Origin of the sequence: Rhodococcus sp. T9N, assembly GCF_024436645.1 — a bacterium.
Lineage (GTDB): Bacteria > Actinomycetota > Actinomycetes > Mycobacteriales > Mycobacteriaceae > Rhodococcus_F > Rhodococcus_F qingshengii.
Genome location: NZ_JAMSKS010000010.1, coordinates 1 through 19,183 on the forward strand (window position 1 = coordinate 1; position 19,183 = coordinate 19,183).

18 protein-coding genes are annotated in these 19,183 nt (G+C 63.0%); 9 read left to right on the forward strand and 9 right to left on the reverse strand.

Annotation, left to right across the window (positions count from 1 at the left end; genetic code table 11):
• Window positions 1-2,282: hypothetical protein (locus tag M1L53_RS17205; protein ID WP_261949245.1), on the forward strand; the 2,282-nt coding region annotated here is incomplete at its 5' end.
• 112 nt (window positions 2,283-2,394) lie between these two features.
• On the opposite strand, the gene M1L53_RS17210 is transcribed toward M1L53_RS17205, so the two are convergent.
• The 3 genes from M1L53_RS17210 to M1L53_RS17220 all read right to left on the reverse strand — a co-directional run bounded on the left by M1L53_RS17210 (window position 2,395) and on the right by M1L53_RS17220 (window position 4,262).
• A complete protein-coding gene (locus tag M1L53_RS17210) occupies window positions 2,395-2,940 on the reverse strand; it encodes a hypothetical protein (protein ID WP_261949246.1) in 546 nt (181 codons plus the stop codon).
• A 72-nt stretch (window positions 2,941-3,012) separates the two neighbouring features.
• A complete protein-coding gene (locus M1L53_RS17215; RefSeq protein WP_261949247.1) occupies window positions 3,013-3,951 on the reverse strand; it encodes a C40 family peptidase in 939 nt (312 codons plus the stop codon).
• Entirely contained in the window at window positions 3,948-4,262 is a 315-nt protein-coding gene (locus M1L53_RS17220) for a type VII secretion target (RefSeq protein ID WP_007727320.1), read from the reverse strand. The genes M1L53_RS17215 and M1L53_RS17220 overlap by 4 nt, the downstream gene beginning before the upstream one ends.
• A gap of 82 nt (window positions 4,263-4,344) precedes the next feature.
• Here M1L53_RS17220 and upp point away from each other — a divergent pair, with 82 nt between their 5' ends.
• Window positions 4,345-4,968: a uracil phosphoribosyltransferase gene (gene upp / locus M1L53_RS17225; protein WP_007727319.1), complete on the forward strand. Its 624-nt coding sequence runs from the start codon at window positions 4,345-4,347 to the stop codon at window positions 4,966-4,968.
• On the opposite strand, the gene M1L53_RS17230 is transcribed toward upp, so the two are convergent.
• Both M1L53_RS17230 and M1L53_RS17235 read right to left on the reverse strand, forming a co-directional pair.
• A complete protein-coding gene (locus tag M1L53_RS17230; RefSeq protein ID WP_054188158.1) occupies window positions 4,965-6,557 on the reverse strand; it encodes a phospho-sugar mutase in 1,593 nt (530 codons plus the stop codon). The two genes, upp and M1L53_RS17230, sit on opposite strands and share 4 nt — an antisense overlap.
• Window positions 6,554-7,351, reverse strand: a complete 798-nt coding sequence (locus M1L53_RS17235; RefSeq protein WP_261949248.1) for a purine-nucleoside phosphorylase — start codon at window positions 7,349-7,351, stop codon at window positions 6,554-6,556. The genes M1L53_RS17230 and M1L53_RS17235 overlap by 4 nt, the downstream gene beginning before the upstream one ends.
• A 67-nt stretch (window positions 7,352-7,418) precedes the next feature.
• On the opposite strand from M1L53_RS17235, the gene M1L53_RS17240 reads away from it, so the two are divergent.
• From M1L53_RS17240 to M1L53_RS17255, 4 genes are read left to right on the forward strand one after another with little or no spacing between them, the layout of a single operon-like run.
• Complete coding sequence (locus tag M1L53_RS17240) at window positions 7,419-8,117, forward strand: enoyl-CoA hydratase-related protein (RefSeq protein WP_003940710.1); 699 nt, start codon at window positions 7,419-7,421, stop codon at window positions 8,115-8,117.
• A gap of 12 nt (window positions 8,118-8,129) precedes the next feature.
• Window positions 8,130-9,290, forward strand: coding sequence for a M20 family metallopeptidase (locus tag M1L53_RS17245; RefSeq protein ID WP_054188159.1), 1,161 nt, complete (start codon window positions 8,130-8,132; stop codon window positions 9,288-9,290).
• Complete coding sequence (locus M1L53_RS17250) at window positions 9,287-10,435, forward strand: M20 family metallopeptidase (RefSeq protein WP_003940741.1); 1,149 nt, start codon at window positions 9,287-9,289, stop codon at window positions 10,433-10,435. The genes M1L53_RS17245 and M1L53_RS17250 overlap by 4 nt, the downstream gene beginning before the upstream one ends.
• A 55-nt stretch (window positions 10,436-10,490) precedes the next feature.
• A complete protein-coding gene (locus M1L53_RS17255; RefSeq protein WP_030535059.1) occupies window positions 10,491-11,567 on the forward strand; it encodes a hypothetical protein in 1,077 nt (358 codons plus the stop codon).
• Window positions 11,568-11,580: 13 nt separating this feature from the next.
• Here the strand turns inward: M1L53_RS17255 and M1L53_RS17260 are convergent, their stop codons facing one another.
• Window positions 11,581-12,051 (reverse strand): gamma-glutamylcyclotransferase, encoded by a 471-nt coding sequence (locus tag M1L53_RS17260; RefSeq protein ID WP_003940753.1) that lies wholly within the window; start codon window positions 12,049-12,051, stop codon window positions 11,581-11,583.
• Between the two features lie 154 nt (window positions 12,052-12,205).
• Between M1L53_RS17260 and M1L53_RS17265 the strand changes: the two genes are divergently transcribed.
• Both M1L53_RS17265 and M1L53_RS17270 read left to right on the forward strand, forming a co-directional pair.
• On the forward strand, window positions 12,206-13,609 hold the full coding sequence (locus M1L53_RS17265; protein ID WP_003940987.1) for an NAD(P)H-quinone dehydrogenase: 1,404 nt from the start codon (window positions 12,206-12,208) through the stop codon (window positions 13,607-13,609).
• A gap of 181 nt (window positions 13,610-13,790) precedes the next feature.
• On the forward strand, window positions 13,791-14,972 hold the full coding sequence (locus M1L53_RS17270; protein WP_054188160.1) for a PLP-dependent aminotransferase family protein: 1,182 nt from the start codon (window positions 13,791-13,793) through the stop codon (window positions 14,970-14,972).
• On the opposite strand, the gene M1L53_RS17275 is transcribed toward M1L53_RS17270, so the two are convergent.
• Both M1L53_RS17275 and M1L53_RS17280 read right to left on the reverse strand, forming a co-directional pair.
• Entirely contained in the window at window positions 14,953-15,738 is a 786-nt protein-coding gene (locus M1L53_RS17275; RefSeq protein ID WP_054188161.1) for a CoA-transferase subunit beta, read from the reverse strand. The genes M1L53_RS17270 and M1L53_RS17275 overlap by 20 nt on opposite strands.
• Complete coding sequence (locus tag M1L53_RS17280) at window positions 15,735-16,649, reverse strand: CoA transferase subunit A (RefSeq protein WP_142006188.1); 915 nt, start codon at window positions 16,647-16,649, stop codon at window positions 15,735-15,737. Before M1L53_RS17280 ends, M1L53_RS17275 begins: the two co-directional genes overlap by 4 nt.
• Before the next feature lie 83 nt (window positions 16,650-16,732).
• Here M1L53_RS17280 and M1L53_RS17285 point away from each other — a divergent pair, with 83 nt between their 5' ends.
• Window positions 16,733-17,629, forward strand: a complete 897-nt coding sequence (locus M1L53_RS17285) for a LysR substrate-binding domain-containing protein (protein ID WP_030535055.1) — start codon at window positions 16,733-16,735, stop codon at window positions 17,627-17,629.
• Here M1L53_RS17285 and M1L53_RS17290 read toward each other — a convergent pair.
• Complete coding sequence (locus tag M1L53_RS17290) at window positions 17,626-19,041, reverse strand: MFS transporter (RefSeq protein WP_054188163.1); 1,416 nt, start codon at window positions 19,039-19,041, stop codon at window positions 17,626-17,628. The genes M1L53_RS17285 and M1L53_RS17290 overlap by 4 nt on opposite strands.
• Window positions 19,042-19,183 lie beyond the last annotated feature (142 nt).

Below are 19,183 nucleotides of genomic sequence, written 5' to 3' on the forward strand. Positions count from 1 at the left end.
CTGGCGCCGAGATCAACCTCGCCGACAATGTGAATGTTGCGCCGTCATCGTTGGCAGTCCAACTGTCTCGAGGTCCTCGCGGGTTTGGTATCGGGGAGATCGTCACCGACGTCGCGACTGACGAGCTGGTGTTCAAGCTCGACGACGACTCGGCGACAGAAGTCGGCCGCTTAGTTCTCCCTGAAGCTGAGGTGTCCGATGTTGCAGTAGCCGATCTAGTCGCCGCAGATACTGCAACAAAAGCGGCGCTCGACGTCACCTATGTGGCATCCGATACTCCGGCGAGTCGAACCCAGTTCTCTTCGAAACTTTCACTGGCAACCGCCGGGGCTTCGCCGTCCTCGCGCTACCAGCTTTTCAGCGGACAGGAACCGTCCGTCGTCCGCTGGGGCGGCAAGTACCGCATGTACTACGGACTACCCGGACAGGGCGTCCAATATCGGGAATGCGTCGAGTCCGACGACCCGAGGGTGACTGCAAACTGGTCCGCACCTACTGCCGTGCTGGCAGGTGGATCGCATCACTCACTCTTCATCGAGGGTGACAATCTCTACCTCTACTACGTCGATGTCACGAACGAAAACTTCTGCGTCGCTACCGGCACCACGGCGGACTGGAAGTTACTCACCAAGCAGACCGAGCCTGTGTCGCCCCCGATCGGGAACCTCGCCTCCAAGACATCCGGCAACACGTACGTCGTCAAGAATGGTTCGACGTACGTCATGTTCGCCGAGGCGCGCTGGATCGGCACACTCGGCGGCGTTACCGGGATGACGTGGCAGACCTATGTGATGACCGCCCCGTCTCCCATTGGCCCTTTCACGGGTGCAACCCTGCTCACCTCGCTTCGGCCTCGTGGAGTAGGTCAGGTGTCAGGTATGAGCGTGTACCGCGAAGAAGACAGGTGGGTCACCGTCTTCCACGGCGCGGCCTCCCCACTCGTCTCACTGCCTAATGACATCTACCGAGCCGTAAACAAGGGCTCGATCACCGCTGACACATGGGAGATCGTCGACAACGGCCGGCCGTTCATACGACGCGCCCACGAGTGTGAGGTTGACCAGGCTGTAGACCCTGTGGTGTGCGACGGACCGGGCGGGGAGCTGTACGAGTTCCACTCAGGCAACCAGAACCGCAACACCGCGACTACAGGCACATTCTGGGTGATGGCCTCCCGGCTATATCCGGGACTCACCCAGAAGCTCTCCGGCACCTGGAGACGAGCTGTCGCACCCACAGATGGTCAGCAGCCTGCCAGTGCTGTTCCGGCGATGGTCTATCAGGACACCGCGTTCCTGAGTCCCACCGGCACTGCCTGTAAGGGTCAGTGGGGAGTACTCCCTGATGCGTCCGCACTCGGCGGTGGAGTGCGACAGAACGTGCTCGGCAAGGTAGACGACTGGATCGGCTTTCAGCGGCGCGTATCCGGCGGGTCATACTCTCTCCGAATCCTGGCGGAGACCGGACCCGACATGGGGCAGATGACGGTCGACGTCATCCCAGGCGTCGTCAATGACTCTGCGATCAAGTCCGTCATGTTCGATCTCTACTCGACCACCCGTCAACTCAACAACTCACTCTCGGTGAGCTTCACTCTCGGGCCGGAGTTCGACGGGCCACTGTGGATTCGCTTCAAGAGCACCGGCAAGAATGCATCCTCGTCGGGGTATCGGATCGCCGATCAGGGTTGGCAACTGCTCCGTACCGACTTGGTCGATCCCGGTTACGTGCCTAAGGTTACCGCCGGTGCCATCATCAAGATCAATGACGACTTCGCCAGAGCCGATGCGGTAACGAATGTCGGCCCGCTATGGACGTCGAGCCCATCCTTTCAGGTAATCGGAGGGAAACTGTCGAGAAATGCTTCGGCTACCGATCAGGCTGTGCTGCGCCTGGCTCAGTCTATGACTCCTAACGTCCGCGTTTCGGCGGTAATAACCCGAGGAACATCAACCGCAGTGGGGCTGGTCGTGAGGCGCATCGACGACAGTAATCTGATCGGCTGCCGCGTCAACAACCTTGGGCACATCCTGATCTACAAGATCGTCGCCGGGACCACGTCAAGCATTATCGGAGTGGACGGTAAGTGGACTGACGGGGCAACCCTGATGCTCGAAGCGATCGACGACACCTTCACTGCCTATGTCGATGGCGTGGCGGCGGTCACTCCGACAGTGCATGTGGAGCCGGCCCTGGCTGCCGCGACGGGCGCGGGAGTTCGTGTCGTGTCGAACGGAGCTACGCTGCCGACCATAGATAACTTCACGGCGCTGAGCTGGTAGCGGCCACCACTACTTCCCTGGACCACTCCCGCTTCAAGCAGTAAAGCCCCCAACCTCATCGCGAGGTTGGGGGCTTTTCGTCGTCCCCGGGGGACTCTATGTACTGGCGCATCTAGCGAGGCGGTAGCAGAATTGCCGACGTTCCCAGGGGCGCATACTGCGGAAGGTATGAGAGTTTAGATCCGGGATCTGAGACATCCAGCAGAACCCAGCCCTCATACGTGCTTGACGCCTGAAATGGACTGCCGAAATCATCCCTGTCTTCAAGGCAGTTGTATTCATTTGAGTCTGCGCTCTTGGTGATGCCGGCAGGTGTGATCTCAGAGAAGTCTCGCCCCGTTGTGCGCATGAATTTGTACTCATCATGGCTCGGGGTGGTTGAAACCTGCATCTTCACGGCGACGAACATGCCTTTGGGGTCAGTGATCGGGCCGTAGCGTTTTGTGCACTTGGGGTCATTCTCGATTTCAAGGAACGTGACAGTGCCCAACTTCTCGCCGCCCGCCGCCATCACGTCGACAGGTGTGCCGAAGCTCGACTGCAGCGGACCGCTGGTTACTGATTCGCCAGTTGCCACAGGGGCACCTCCCGAAGAGGAGTTGCAGGCCGAAACCAATAGCGCTCCAGCAAGGATTGAGGCGGCAAGAATCTTCTTCATCAGCAATGCATACCAGACCGGTCGGACGAAATCTTCCTGGTCAGAGGATTCGCAACGCTATTGGTACCGGTATCAACACCGGGCTTCGATCATCTGGCCGCCGCCGATCACCATCGCGACGTGGCCGTCCCAGACCGCGAGGTCGCCCGGCATCAGATTGTTCTGATCGACCTGGTTCCCGATTCCCTGTTCCTGCGCCAACCTCGGAATATCGACTCCGGCCTGGCCGTACGCCCATTGCGTCAGACCACTGCAGTCCAGACCGACTCCGGGTGTCGTGCCTCCCCAGGCGTACGGGACACCCTGTTGAGTGAGCGCGTTGCGTACGGCAGCAGCGGCCTCGGCGTTCGGTGCGGTGGCAATCGAGCCGTCGGGAAGTTCGACCTCAACGCCACCGACGGAACCGGAACCACTTGCGGAACCGGAACCACCGACGGAACCGGAACCACTTGCGGAACCGGAACCACCCGCCGACTCGGAGACCCCAGGTGCGGGATCGGGTATCGGGACGGACGGGACGAGTGCGGACATCTTGTCGGTCGACCCGGCCAACTCACCGCGTACCCGCTCGATAACCGATACCGCGCGTCCGAGGTGCTCCAACGCGGCCGACAACAACATCAATTGGCCCGTCGGTGTCATCAGCGTCGGCCCGGCCTTGATCGCGAGTGTCAGAAACGACTGGAGAATCTCACCGAGTTCGGTCATTCCCGCGTACACGGACGTTGTCGCTTCGTCCACGACGCCGGCGATGTCGGTCCCACGATCGGCGAGGTTTCGCGTCGACGTCTGCGTCTGCTCGGTTTTGGTCACCGCAGCGGTGAGTGCCGTGGACGAGCTCTGAGAGGACGCCAGTTCGCTCAGTGCCGCGCTTCCCAGTTGGTAGGCGATCTCGAGGGCGTCCGTGGCGATTCGGATGCCGACGTCGGGTCCATTTGTGCTGGGGACACCAGTCCCGACAGTGTCGACCAGGTCGATGATCGGTCGTGCGAGTGCGTCGACGTCGATCATGAGCGTGCGGCTTCAGCGAGAGTCCTTCTTACCGATTCCTCGGAGTCGAGATAGACGGCGTGAGCGTCGCGGGTGGCTGACTGGACGCTGGAGATCACAGCGGACAGTCGATCGATGTCGTCGATGTGCGCTTGCTGTGCTCGGCTCGCGACATCGACGAAGTCGCCGCCGATCAGCCCCAGCACAGTGGACAGAGCTAAGTGATCGCCACCCGCCGCGTCCTGTCGAGCTTGCGCGACGTTGTCGGCAACAGTGCCCAACCGCGTGGCGAACTCCGCGATGCTTTCAGTGTCCAGATCCAGATTTGTCAACTTTGTCTTCCCCCCGTTGCGCTTACTCCTTCTTGGACGCCGCGCGGGGTGCTCCGGTTCCCGAGGAACTATTCTGATGGTCATGCAAACGCACGTAGTCGACCATCCGCTCGCGGCGGCCCTCTTGACGACAATGCGTGATGCACGCAGTGAGAACGCAACTTTTCGTTCCGCACTTCGCAGGCTCACGCACATGCTGGTCTACGAGGCCATGCGTGACGCGGAGGTCGAGGAGTTCCCGGTCGACACCCCGGTGGCAGCGACGACGGGCATCCGGCTCGCGAAGCCGCCGTTGTTGGTACCCGTGCTGCGGGCCGGTCTGGGCATGGTCGAACAGGCGAGTGCGCTGATTCCGTCGGCCGGCGTCGGCTTTGTCGGAATGGCACGTGACGAAGAGACTCATCAGCCGGTTCCGTACCTCGAATCCCTGCCGGCGGATCTGTCCGGGATCCCGGTGTTCGTGCTCGATCCGATGCTCGCCACCGGTGGTTCGATGGTGCACACCATCGACTTGCTGGTTGCGCGTGGCGCGACGGATGTCACGGCAGTGTGCGTCGTGGCCGCTCCGGCCGGCGTCGACGCGCTGGCAGCGTCCGGCCACCCGGTTCGTCTGGTCATCGCGAGCATCGACGACGGACTCGACGAGAACGCTTTCATCGTCCCCGGTCTCGGTGACGCCGGCGATCGGCAGTTCGGACCCCGCTAGAGCGAAAAGGCGAAGGTTCGGAGTTCGGCCAGCCGGGCCTTCGCCTGCTCTACTGCGTTCGCGAGGTCGGCGCGGTTCGCCACCGGGACGACAACTTCGAGATAGCACTTGAGCTTGGGCTCGGTTCCGGACGGTCGAACAACCACGCGGATCGACGGCCCGTCGAATATCACTGCGTCAGTGCGCATACCACCGCGAACCAGGGACAAGTCCTCGGTCGTGACCGGCTCACCCGCGAGTTGGCCAGGCGGATCGGCGCGTAGCCGTTTCATCATTTCCGCGATGTCACTCGAGTCCTCGACGCGGCGGGATACTTGGTCCCCACGATGCAGTCCGAATTCGACGGCATAGTCGCCCAGAACGTCCAGCAGGGTTCTGTTGCTGACCGCGAGGGTGGCAGCCAAGTCGGCCACCAGAACGGCAGCTGAGATTCCGTCCTTGTCCCGCACCACATCCGGATCGACGCAGTGCCCGATCGCTTCCTCGTAGGCGTAGACGAGTCCGTCGCCGGCACGCGTGAGCCACTTGAATCCGGTGAGTGTCTGCGCAAACCTGGCTCCGCGGGCTCTCGCCAACTTCGAGAGCAGGGTCGAGGAGACGATCGTCGTCGCCACCAACGAATCTTCGGGCGCCGTGCTCAGTACGTGGTCGGCCAGGAGCACCCCGGTTTCGTCGCCGCGCAACATGCGCCACTGATCACCGTCGCGAACTCCGACGGCGCAGCGGTCGGCATCCGGGTCGAGTGCGATCGCCAGATCCGCGTCGACACTTCGGGCAAGGGCGAGCAGGCGGTCTGCGGCGCCGGGCTCTTCGGGATTGGGGAACTCGACGGTCGGAAACGTGGGGTCGGGATCGAACTGCTCCGCCACGACGTGCAGGTCTTCGAATCCTGCTGCTCGCAGAGCCGCGGTCGCAGTCTCACCCCCGACGCCGTGCATTGCCGTGAGCGCAATCCGGATCGAGCGGGCGTCGCCGTGCGGGAGGGTCGCGATGCGGGCGATGTACTCCTCGACCAGAGAATCGTCGGCCGGAATCACCGATGCTCGCGCGACGTCGGCGGCACTACCGATGCGAGCGATCTCGCTCTCGATTTCACGATCGGCGGGGGAGACGAGTTGCGCTCCGCCCGAGAGATACACCTTGTAACCGTTGTCGGCGGCAGGATTGTGGGAGGCGGTGATCTGGATACCTGCCGCTGCCCCGAGCCTGCGCACCGCGAACGCCACCAGCGGTGTCGGCAGTGGGCGGGGGAGCAGGGCCACCTCGAACCCGGCCGCTGCCATGACCTCGGCGGCGGCGAGAGCAAATGCCTCTGAACCGAGCCGGGCGTCGCGGCCGACCACAACGCGGGACCCGCCCTGGCAGCGAGCTGTCAGCCAGGCCGCCAGACCGGCGGTGGTCCGGATGACGACCGCGAGGTTCATGCCGTTGGGTCCACCGCGCACCGGCCCGCGAAGCCCAGCAGTGCCGAACGTCAGTGGTGCGGAAAAGCGTTCGGTCAGTTCATGTTCGGAAAGGGCGGCTAATTCTGCGCGGGTAACCGGGTCCGGATCGGCGTCGATCCACTCGGTGACGTTCAGTGGTGTCACAGCTGCTCGACCAGTTGACGCAGCAGCACTCCCATCCGGGCCGCCGAGGCTTTGCCTGCCGCCAGCACTTCCTGATGGTCGAGCGGGGCGCCCGTGATTCCGGAGGCCAGATTGGTGACCATGGAGATGCCGAGAACGCGAGCGCCGAGCGCGCGAGCCGCGATGGTCTCGTGAACTGTCGACATGCCGACCAGATCGGCGCCGAGTGTACGAAGCATTCGAATCTCGGCTGGAGTCTCGTAGTGCGGACCGGGAAGCCCGGCGTAAACACCCTCGGCAAGGTCCGGGTCGATCGAGCGAGCCAGCGCACGCAGTTCCGGCGAGTAGGCGTCGACCAGGTCGACGAACTCTGCGCCGACGAGGGGAGAGCGGGCCGTCAGGTTCAGGTGGTCACTGATCAGCACCGGTTGACCGACTGTGTAGTTTTCAGCAATACCGCCGGCCGCATTGGTGAGGATGACCGTTTGGGCACCGGCAGCAATGGCTGTCCGGACCGGGTGGACGACGGTACCGAGATCGTGGCCCTCGTATGCGTGCGCGCGCCCGAGCAGCAGCAGGACTTCGGTGTTTCCGACGCGCACCGAACGAATGGTGCCCGCATGGCCGAGAGCGGACGGTGGGGCGAAGCCAGGAAGATCCGCCATCGAGACTTCGGCTGTCACGTCCGCACCGGCGTCGCCGAACACGTCTGCGGCATCGGTCCACCCCGACCCGAGCACGATGGCGACTGACGGTGACGAAGAGCCAGTCATGGCGGACAGAGCAGCGGCGGCGGCCTCGGCGATCGTTCCCATGTGAGCAACCCTACTGAGGAGTCGGGTCGGTTCGCCGGGTGAGTTGGCGGGCGTTACTCTCCCATCCATGCCTTATCTCGAACGCGACGGCGACGTATTCATCCTGTACCTCGGCAACGAGGGCGAAACGGACAACGAGAACCGCTTCGGCCCTGAGTGGATCGACGCTGTTCACAGCAAGTTGGACGAGGTCGAAGCGCACGAGGGGCCCGCAGCCCTGGTGACGACGGCGACGGGCAAGTTCTACACGAACGGCCTGGACACGACGTGGATCTTCGGCAATCTCGACGGTCTCCCCGGCTACCTGGACAAGGTCCACACCATCTACAGCCGTTTGCTGACCTTCCCGATGGCCACGGTCGCGGCCGTGCAGGGGCACGCGTTCGGCGCCGGCGCCATGCTCGCGTCCTCGCACGATTTCCAGATCATGCGCGCGGACCGCGGCTTCTACTGCCTGCCCGAGGTGGGACTGAACATGCCGTTCACTGTCGGGATGTCTGCACTGCTGAACAGTCGTCTGCCCAAGCAGACGGCAGTCGATGCCATGACGACGGGGCGTCGCTTCGGCGGCGCCGACGCACTCGCTGCCGGCATCGTGCAGGAAACGGTCGACGGCGACGGAGTACTCGCCGCTGCTGTGGCCAAGGCGTCGGCACTGACGTCGACTCACGGCAAGAACTTGGCGGGAATCAAGGCAGGCATCCATCGCGATGCTCTTGCAGACCTCGCTCAGGTGACTGACAAGAGCAACTTCTCCTTCGGGTGAGACAATGATCGCGTGAACCAGAATGTCGACAGCGCAGTCAGGTCCGTAGAGGCCGATCTGATTGCGCTGTCGCATTCGATTCACAGCGACCCGGAACTCGCCTTCGAGGAGTTCCGCAGCGCTGCCAAAGTGTCGGACCTGCTGGCGCAGCACGGTTTCGCGGTGACTCGCGGGATCGTCGATCTGCCGACGGCTTTCGATGCCACCTACGGCAGCGGAGAGTTGGTCATCGCGATCTGCGCCGAGTACGACGCGCTGCCCGAGATCGGTCATGCCTGTGGGCACAACATCATTGCCGCCGCCGCGGTCGGGGCCGGCATCGCGTTGGCTACCGTGGCCGACGAACTGGGGATCACCGTCCGAGTGATCGGTACTCCGGCTGAGGAAACCGGTGGCGGCAAGGTCCTGATGCTCGAGCGTGGTGCCTTCGACGGCGTCGGTGCCGCCATGATGGTTCATCCAGGGCCGATCGACATCATCGGTGCGACCTCGCTGGCCTTGGCGGACATCGCCGTGAGCTATCACGGTCGCGAGGCGCATGCGTCTGCTGCGCCGGAATTCGGGCGTAACGCCGCCGACGCAGCGACTCTCGCTCAGGTGGCGGTCGGACTGTTGCGTCAGCACCTGCAGCCAGGTCAGCAGATTCACGGAATCGTCAGTGACGGCGGCACGGCTCCCAACATCGTTCCGGCTCGGTCCGAATTGCTCTACTACCTGCGTGCCGAAACGGCCGCGTCGTTGGCCAATCTGTCCGAGCGTGCCGACGCGTGCTTCGCCTCGGGTGCACTCGGCACCGGGTGCACCCACGAAATCCGCACGGTATCGCCTACTTACACCGAGTTGACCCCCGATCCGTGGCTGGCGGCGGCGTACCGTGAACAGATCGTCGATCTCGGGCGGGTGCCACTGGCAGCGGAATGGGAGCGCTCCCGTCCACTGGGTAGTACGGATATGGGTAATGTGACCAATGTGATTCCGGGAATTCACCCGGTCATAGGCTTGGATTCATCGGGGGCAGTGACACATCAGCCGGAGTTCGCGGCCGCGTGTATCACCATCTCCGCAGATCGAGCGGTAGTCGACGGTGCAATTGCGTTGGCCCGCACTGCTGTCCGGGTAGCGTCCGATCCAGAACAACGCGCCCGTCTGTTGGAAGGGGTAGATCGCCGGTGAACGCGGCAATCGACACGTGGATTCACGCGCACACCGACGACCTCGTCGCGTGGCGTCGACACATCCATGCCAACCCGGAGTTGGCTCGCCGCGAATACGCGACCACCGAATTCGTCGCCACCCGCCTCACTGCCGCTGGATTGTCGCCGAAGATCCTTCCCGGTGGCACCGGTCTCACGTGCGATATCGGACCGGAGGGTCCACGAATCGCACTGCGCGCCGACATGGACGCTTTGCCGATGCAGGAGGCGACCGGAGCGACGTACTCGTCCACAGTCCCCGGTGTGTCCCATGCGTGCGGCCACGACGCCCACACCACCATCTTGCTCGGCGCCGGACTGGCTCTGGCCACGCTGCCCGAACTTCCCGTCGGGGTTCGGCTGATATTCCAGCCCGCCGAGGAAGTCATGCCTGGCGGAGCACTCGACGTCATCGCCGCGGGCGCGCTCGACGGTGTGTCCAGAATCTTTGCTCTGCACTGCGATCCGCGACTCGAGGCAGGCCAGGTCGGAATGCGCCTGGGTGCGATCACCTCTGCTGCCGACACGATCGAGGTCGTCCTCGACTCTCCGGGTGGGCACACGTCGCGGCCGCATTTGACCACGGATCTGATCTACGCGCTCGGCACCGTCGTGACCGGGCTGCCGGGAATGCTCAGCCGTCGTATCGATCCGCGTACCGGAACCGTCATGGTGTGGGGCGCGGTCAGCGCAGGTCAGGCGCCCAACGCGATTCCGCAGACCGGCATGATGACGGGCACGGTACGTACCGGCGATCACGACACCTGGGAGTTGCTCGAACCGCTCGTGGAAGAAATCGTCCACGGACTGCTCGCACCCACCGGAGTTCGCTACCAACTCAACTATCGTCGCGGAGTGCCTCCGGTCGTCAACGACGAGGTGTCCACTCGGATGTTCGAGGACGCCATCGCGACCGTCGGACAAGATGCTTTGGCGGACACCCCGCAATCCGGTGGTGGCGAAGACTTTTCGTGGTACCTGGAAACCGTGCCGGGTGCCATGGCGCGGCTCGGCGTGTGGTCGGGTGAGGGCGATCAGCTCGACATCCACCAACCCACTTTCGATCTCGACGAGCGAGCACTCGGCGTCGGTGTGAAGGTTCTGACGAGCCTGGTTCTGGGATAGTTCCGGTTCCCGTCGGGGGTACCGTTTTTCGTGTCGTTCGAGTGAAGGTACGGGCATGTCCATAGGTGTGGGAGTGCGAATCGGCACATTGGTGTCGACGGCTGTCGTTGCGTCGAACGATCCGGGTTCGGCCGATCCGGTGGTATTGGTTCGGGACACGATCCTCAATCAACGCAAGGACGGAACGACGGTGCTCGGTGGCACCGAGCAACTGGGTGCCGGCCGTGAGTTCGCCGAGAGCTGGTCGGGCTTTGTCGGTCGCGTCGGGGACCCGAGTGGCGTCGCGGGAACGGCCGATACTCGTTACCGCGCCGAGGATTTGGTGGCGACCTCGATTCGCTGTCTGTTGCAGGAATGCGAGCCGCTGCCCGATCGTGGTGGTCGAAGCGGGGGAGCGCCCGACATCGTCGCGACCTACCCGTCACGCTGGGACTCGTCGACAGCGGCCCTCATGCAGGATTCGCTGGTCTACGCGGGCCTCGAACGGGTCACACTCGTCTCGGATGCCGAGGCCGTGTCGGCGTGGTTCGAGTCGGAAATCGCGGCACTCGCCGGCACGCTCATCGGCATCTATCACGTGGACGACACCGGGGCAGCGGTCACCCTCGTGCGTTCTGGTGTCGCGGCCGGCCGTGCATTCGGCTTTGCCGGCGACGGGAGTTCGCCGAGTTCACGCCTCGCGACGGCTCTGGGTGCGTTCGGTTGGATGCCGGAGAACTTGGACGCCGTAGTCGTCACCGGTGACGGCGAACCGGCGACAGACAAAGCGGCCATGATGTCCATAGCGGCCGGGATTGCCGAAAAGCTCGGTGTCAGATGTGAACTCGGTCCCGGGCCTGAGCAGTCGGCTGCGCTGGGAGCCGCAATTCTGGCTGCCGGATTCACCTCGACGTCGCACACTATCGTGCCGATCGGATTGCCGCCTTCACACGACGTGACCGAGGTGTTCGACACCCTGGGACGCGAGAAGGTGGCGGCAGAAACCGCTGCCGGGGTGGCGACCGCCGAGCCGGAAACTGCAGTTGTCGCAGGCGAATCGGAGTCGCGCGGTTCCAAGCGTGTGCTCATCGGCGTGACGGTTGTGGTGGTGCTCGCAGCATTGGCAGTGCTCGCGTATTTCCTGCTGCTTTGAGCAGGACAGCTATCTAATCGGTAACACCGTTACCCGGACCGACATTGCGGCTGTTTCTCGTCCGCAACTCTCGTACGTACTCGGCCGGCGCTCCGGCAATCTCGGCGGCGTCGGCCATCACGCCGATGTAGCGGGCCGACGGCAGTCCGCCTTCGTACGCATCCATGACGTAGAGCCACGCAAGTACCGCGTCGCCGGCGGTGTCGACCCGCACTCTGATCTTGCGGTGCAGACCCAGTTCGGCACCTTCCCAGCGGTCCAGACTCACTTCGTCCTCTTCCGGGACGTCGTAGAGCACCACGAAAACACTGGAATCGGGATCTTCGACCACGGTGGCGAGAGCACCCTCCCAGCCGAGGTCCTCGCCGCTGAAGGTCAGGCGCCAGCCTCGCAGCCACCCTGTCCCGGACATGGGGGAGTGTGGGCAGCGCAACAACATCTGCTCGGGATGCATGTTGGAACCGTAGGCGGCATAAATCGACACGGGCGCAAGCCTAAACCGTGGTCCGAGGGTGTGGCGAAGCGGACCACCGGACGCAAGTAATCTGGTACAAGCACTGCGCGACACGTGGTGCTCGAATAGCGTGACACTGGTCGACGGGAGACCCCTGCCGGCCACGCGAGGACTTGGAGGACACATGACCCGGATCGTGATCATCGGTGGCGGACCCGCCGGCTACGAGGCGGCACTGGTAGCCGCGCAGCACGGGGCCACGGTCACCCTGGTCGATTCGGACGGCGTCGGCGGTGCGTGTGTGCTGTTCGACTGTGTCCCGTCGAAGACGTTCATCGCGTCCACCGGAATCCGCACCGACATGCGTCGTGCATCCGACCTCGGCATTACTCTGGATCCGGAGCAGGCTTCGGTGTCACTGCCGAAGATCCACTCCCGAGTCAAGAGTCTCGCGTTGTCCCAGTCCTCGGACATTCGCGCACGGTTGCAGACGGTAGGCGTCGAGGTTCTCTCCGGCACCGCCGAACTGACCGATCCACTCCTCGGCATGGCAGCACACCAGGTTCGCGCGACGCTCGGAAGCGGCGAGCAGAAGACCATCGACGCAGACGTCGTGTTGATCGCCACCGGCGCCAGCCCCCGCATCATCCCGGGAGCCGAGCCCGACGGTGAGCGAATCATGACGTGGCGCCAGCTCTACGACTTGGACGAGCTTCCCGAGCACCTGGTCGTGGTCGGTTCCGGTGTCACCGGTGCCGAGTTCGTCTCCGCGTACACCGAGATGGGCGTCAAGGTCACGCTCGTGTCCAGTCGCGACCGTGTTCTGCCCGGCGAGGATGCCGATGCGGCGCTCGTGCTCGAGGACGCCCTCGCCGAGCGCGGTGTCACCCTCGTCAAGCACGCCCGCGCGGACGCCGTCGAGCGCACCGAGAAGGGCATCGTCGTCAAGCTCTCCGACGGCCGCACGGTCGAAGGAAGCCACGCTCTGATGACCGTCGGTTCCGTCCCCAACACCAACGGTCTCGGCCTGGAGCGGGTCGGCATCGAGTTGGACAAGGGTGGATACCTGCGTGTCGACCGGGTCTCGCGCACCACGGTTTCCGGTATCTACGCCGCCGGTGACTGCACCGGACTGCTCCCGCTCGCGTCGGTGGCTGCGATGCAGGGACGTATCGCGATGTACCACGCACTGGGTGAAGGCGTCAGCCCGATCAAGTTGAAGACCGTCGCGTCGGCCGTTTTCACACGCCCCGAAATTGCAACGGTGGGTGTTTCGCAGGCAGCGATCGACAACGGAGAGGTGCCTGCGCGCACCGTCATGTTGCCGCTCAACACCAACCCGCGCGCCAAGATGTCCGGTTTGCGTCGCGGATTCGTGAAGATTTTCTGCCGCCCGGCTACCGGCGTGGTCATCGGCGGTGTTGTGGTCGCACCCACTGCTTCGGAACTGATCCTGCCGATCGCGATCGCCGTACAGAACAACCTGACGGTCAACGACCTGGCGCAGACGTTCTCGGTGTACCCGTCGCTGACCGGATCGATCACCGAGGCTGCTCGTCAGCTCATGCGTCACGACGACCTGGACTGACAACCGACCAGAGTGTTCTTACAATGTGGGAACTCTGTTTCACATACTGAAGCATTGGTGGGATAGTCGAGATACCGACCGAATCAAGGTCGGTATCTCGGCGCTCTCCCGCCCCGTTGACCCAGGACGGCTCAGGGTGTTTTTCCTCTGAACCTTCATTCTGCGTGCCTGGGAGCTTCATATGACACACGCCGCGCTGTCCGCTCGTATGGACGGACTCCGTAGTTCTGCAATTCGCGATCTGCTCACCCTGACTGCCCGACCCGACGTCATCAGCTTGGCCGGCGGACTGCCCGATCCCGATTTCATTCCGCGGGAGCGAATCTCGAAGGCAGCCCACGACGCACTCGGTGACCCCTCGTCCGTCCAATACGGCGAGACCTCCGGCCTGCGGCGCCTCCGTGAGGTGATCGCCGAGCGCGAATCATCCAAGATCGGGCGGACACTCGACGTGTCCGAAGTTGTGATCACACACGGTTCTCAGCAAGGTTTGAGCTTGCTCGCGCAGGTCCTCCTCGACGCCGGTGACGTCGTGGTCGTGGAGGAACCGGCATATACCGGTGCGCTGCAGGTCTTTCGAACGGCGCTGGCCCGTCTCGTTCCCGTCCAGCTGGACGAGGACGGAATGGATACCGACGCGCTCGAGACGAAACTCGCCGCCGGTCTTCGGCCCAAAGTTGTTCACACCGTGAGCAATTTCCACAACCCGCGCGGCGCGGTGCTTTCGGCGCAGCGGCGAGCGCACTTGGCGGCACTGGCGGACCGATACGGGTTCTGGGTTCTCGAGGACGACCCGTACGGCGAACTGTACTTCGGCGAGAAACCGCCCGCACCGCTGGCGGCGTTGTCGGACAGGGTGATTCGGCTGTCCAGTGCGTCCAAGGTGCTGGCACCTGCCCTGCGTGTCGGCTGGCTGCACGGCGACCGAAAGGTCTGCGAGGCGGTCGAACTGATCAAGCAAGGCGCTGACCTGTGCGGGTCTTCGCTCACCCAGCAGATCGCCGCAGACCTCTTCTCCGACGTCGAATGGTTCGACGCGCATCTCGACGTGCTTCGAGCGGGGTACGGCGCGAGGGCGAAGGCGTTGGTCACGGCCGCCGAGACGGAATTGAGTGGGCGTGCACGCTTTTCCGAGGTCCGCGGCGGGATGTTCTGTTGGATGGATTTCCTCGACGACGTCGACACCACCGAACTCCTGGGTGCCGCGCTCGCGCATGGCGTGGCATTTGTCCCAGGTTCGGCCTTCGCGGTCGAAGCGGACCTTGGTCGAAGCGCTCGACTGTGTTTCGCGACGTATCCCGAAGCGGTGCTGGTCGACGCCGTCGGCAGGCTCCGGGACAGTGTCACCGCAGGTACAGCCTGACTCTGTCGATAGTGTTGCGGAGCAGATCGATCTCCGTACCGGACGGCGGGGTGGTGACGGTGACGTGGTCGGCGACGGCCAGATCCCATCCCGTCGCCTCTCGCACCTGATCGACCGAGATGCCTTCGTGGACACTGGTCAGCTCCAACTCGCCGCCGGGGCCCTGGTGTGTCAGGACACCGAGGTTGGTGAACACCTTTGTCACTCCTGCACCTGCGGGCATGATGCCCTTTCCGCTGGCGTGGGCGCGGGCGGGGCTGGGTGAGGTGCAGAAGTCGAGCGCGGCCGGAAAGGAACTGAGGTCGTGGCGACGCATCACGACGAAGATCTCGGCGGCGTTCGCGATGATCTCGACGGCCCCGCCTGCTCCGGGCAGTCTGACCGTCGGGTTCTTCCAGTCACCGATGAAACTTGTGTTCAGGCTTCCCGTTCGATCGATTTGAGCGGCCCCGAGAAAACCGACGTCGACGTTGCCACCTTGCAGGACATAACCGAAGAGTGCGGCCATACTGAGCACGGATTCGGCGCCGGAGACCACGACGGAGTCGGCGATACCTTCGGCCATCGCCGACGGATGCGCGCCGCACACTCCGGATTCGTAGATCAGTTCTACGTCCGGATTCGACGTGTGGCGCGCGAGATCGACTGCGAGCGTGGGGAGCCCGACTCCGGCGAAGACCCGGCGCTTACCCGCCAACTCGCGTGCCGCGACGGCGACGATCGTTTCGGTGGAGGTGGTGTTACCGCTGACAATCGTGGTGGTCACAGTCTGCTCCCGTAGTCGACAGGTGTGGAGAGTTTTGATCCGACCTCGAGATCCGACCAGTAGTCAGCTCCGAGCTTGGCGAGATATTCGTCGTGATCGCCGAGTGCGTACACCCATTCGTCGAGCCAATTTCTCAGCAACGAAGGGTCTTTGGAAATCTCGGTCCAGCGTCGGTAGAAGCCGCAATCGCGGTCGTAGTATCCCTGTGCGTACGACGGGTGCGCGCCGCGCGGGCAGACGACAACCGCGTCGACGGCGTGCGAGGGAATCAGAGTTCGGCTCGGATCTGACCTGATGACCTCGTCGTCGACAAGCTCTTCCACAACGACGATCGCCTTCTTCGCGGCGTAAACGGCTTCTTGCTGCACCCCGGCGATGCCCCAGATCTGTGCGTTCCCGGACGTGTCCGCTCGCTGTGCGCCGATGATCGTCACATCCGGATTCAACGGCGGCACAACGTAGACGCTCCCGCCTCCGTACGGATCCTCGACGAGTCTCAGTTGTGGGTTGAGTGCGGGTAGATCACTACCGGCGTACGACCGCAGCGGGAAGAAGGGAAGTCTGGCCGCTCCCGCCTGATACCGGCACACCATGCCGTAATGGCTGTATTCCTCGACTTCGAGGGGGAGCGGGTCCTGGTTCTCGATGCGTCTGCGTAACTCGTACAGAGAACCTGCGGAGCCGCTGGCGAAGAACGAGGCAACCAGCTTTCGGACGCAGCCGGCGGCGACGAGTTGATCGGAAACGATGTCCGGCGTCATCCGGCAGAGGGTGAGGTCCTTTCTGCCCTGCCGGATGATCTCGTGTGCCGCGGCAAAAGGAATGAGATGCGAAAATCCCTCCAGCGCAACGGTCATCCCGTCTTCGACGTATCGGCCGACGGCCTCTTTCATCGAGAGGGTCTTGTCCACGTGTGTACCTCTTCTTGTTCTTTCGCGCACTCGGTCGGTTTCGGAACTTGACATGTTCGGCCGGTGTGGCGCAACAATGTCGGGTGGAAATTCATCAGATCAACGCTTTTCTCGCGGTGGCTGAGGAGCTACATTTCGGCCGTGCGGCGCAGCGGCTTCGGATTGCGCAACCGCCGCTGAGTCGAACGATCAGGCAATTCGAGAAACAGCTCGGTTCGCCGTTGTTCGATCGGAGCACTCGAACTGTGCGGCTCACTGCTGCCGGTGAAGCGCTGCTGCTTCCGGCGCGCGAGATTCTGGACGCGTGCCGGATGGCCGAGATCGCGGTGTCTGCGGCAGGCAAGGGAACGACAGGTCGCGTTCGCCTGGGTTTCGCGGGGACTTCTTCGCATCTGCTCGTCGGGCGGTGGGCGAAATTGGTGAGAAAGACGAATCCCGGTATCGAATTCGTGCTCGACAGTTCTGCTTTCGCGAACGAGGCGTTGTTGATGCTGCTCGATCGACGACTCGACATCGGGATGGTGCGGTGGACCGTACCGCCGCTCGGGATCACGTCGAGATTGATCGCCGAGGAGAACTTTCTGGTGGCCATGTCCAAAGACCACCCGTTGGCGTCGAGGGACTCGGTTCGGTTGATCGAATTGGAGTCCGAGAATTGGGTGACGCTTCCGGCGGAGCCAGGTTCGATTCTGCGGGAGTCTCTGCTCACTGCCTCGAAGAACGCAGGGTTCTTGGCTCGAATCGTGCAGACGGCACCGGATTCGATGTCGTTGATCGCGCTGGTGTCCGCGGAAATCGGATGCTCGTTGACCATTTCCTCGGTGGCCCAGAGCATCGTGAATCCTGATGTTGTCTTTGTTCCGGTCATGGACCCACCTCCTCCTCTTCAACTGCGTATCGCCTGGCGAGAGGGAGACGACAGACCTGCTCTTCTCGAAGTGTTGAAATTGTCCGAGCAGGCGCTGCCGTCCCTGGCCTAGACGGTTGCCCGACCGGTAGGAATCTCACCCGCTTCGGACTTCTGCGAGTTCGCAATATCGACAAGAGTGTTTTCGAGTTCGAGTTCGTCGTAGTCCGCTTGTTCGGCCGTCGAGAGTTCGCCCGCGTTGTAGCCGGTACGTCGGAGCAGGAGCAGGGTGCAGATCAGTGAGACAAGGGCGTACAGCCCGGATACGATCGCGACCCCGACGATATTGCCTGACGTGTTGAGCATCCACTGCGCCAGTACGGGAGTTCCGCCGCCGACGACAAGGGAACACAGCTGGTACGCCGTCGACAGACCGGTGTAACGGATGTTGGCGGGGAAGGCCCGAGCGAGAACGCCGGCGATGGCGCCGTAGAACATCGAGTGCGGGATCGTGGCCAGACACATTGCGACGACTGCAATGGTGAAGTTCCCGGTTCTGATGGCGAAGAACATCGCGGGCATGAGAACGAACTCCGGTATCACCATCAGACACATGGCTTTTCGCATGTCGATCTTGGAGACCAGGACGGCACCGAAAGGTTGGACGATGAACTGCACGACGAGCGCGATCGCGATGGCGGCCAGGAACGTTCCTCGATCGTATCCGAGTTCTTTTGTAGCCCAGGACAATGCGAAGGTGTTCTTGAAATAGGTGACCTGGGCGAGGGGGAGTGCGCCGGCGCCGAGGAGAACCAGTACCCAGTGCTTGCGCAAGACTTCGGCGAGCGGAAGCTTGACGACCTTCTTGCGTGCGAGAACGGCCTTCATCTCGTCCGACTCTTCGAGTTTGAGGCGAATGATCATCCCGAGAATGACCAGCACCGCCGAGATGATGAACGGGATGCGCCATCCGTACAGGAGGAACGACGGCGTCGGCATCGAGGACAGAAGGAAGAACGCGATGGTGGCCAACAGATTTCCGGCGGGTGAGCCCTGTTGGGCGAACGCGGAGTAGAGGATGCTCTTGCCCTTCGGTGCATTCTCGCTGGCAATGAGCACTGCGCCGCCCCACTCGCCACCGACCGCGACTCCTTGGATGACGCGAAGGGTGACCAGACCGATCGGCGCCCAGATCCCGACCTGTGCGTAGGTGGGGAGGAGCCCGATGCCTACCGTGGCGACACCCATCATCATCAAGGTGATGACGAGAGTGTTCTTGCGTCCGATCCGGTCGCCGAGGTGACCGAAGATGATCCCGCCGATCGGCCTGGCGAGGAAGCCTGCCCAGAGTGTGATGAAGGCGAGGAGAGTGCCGACTCCGTTCGGGAGAGTGTCGGAGAAGAAGATGTCGCCGAATACCAGGGCAGCGGCAGTGCCGTAGATGTAGAAGTCGTACCACTCGATAGTGGTTCCGATGAACGAAGCGATACCGGCTCTTCGCGCCTTGGCGTTGATCTCCTCGGAACTGCGAGTGGGTGAACTCATGCGTGGCGACCTTTCTCTGCAACATTCGCGGCGCCGAAACGTGGCGTGCCTGAATGAGATTCGCAGAGTGGTGTAGGTCACGTCCAATACCAACTTGGTCGCCTATTGATACCTCAGGAGTATCAATAGGCGACCATGATCA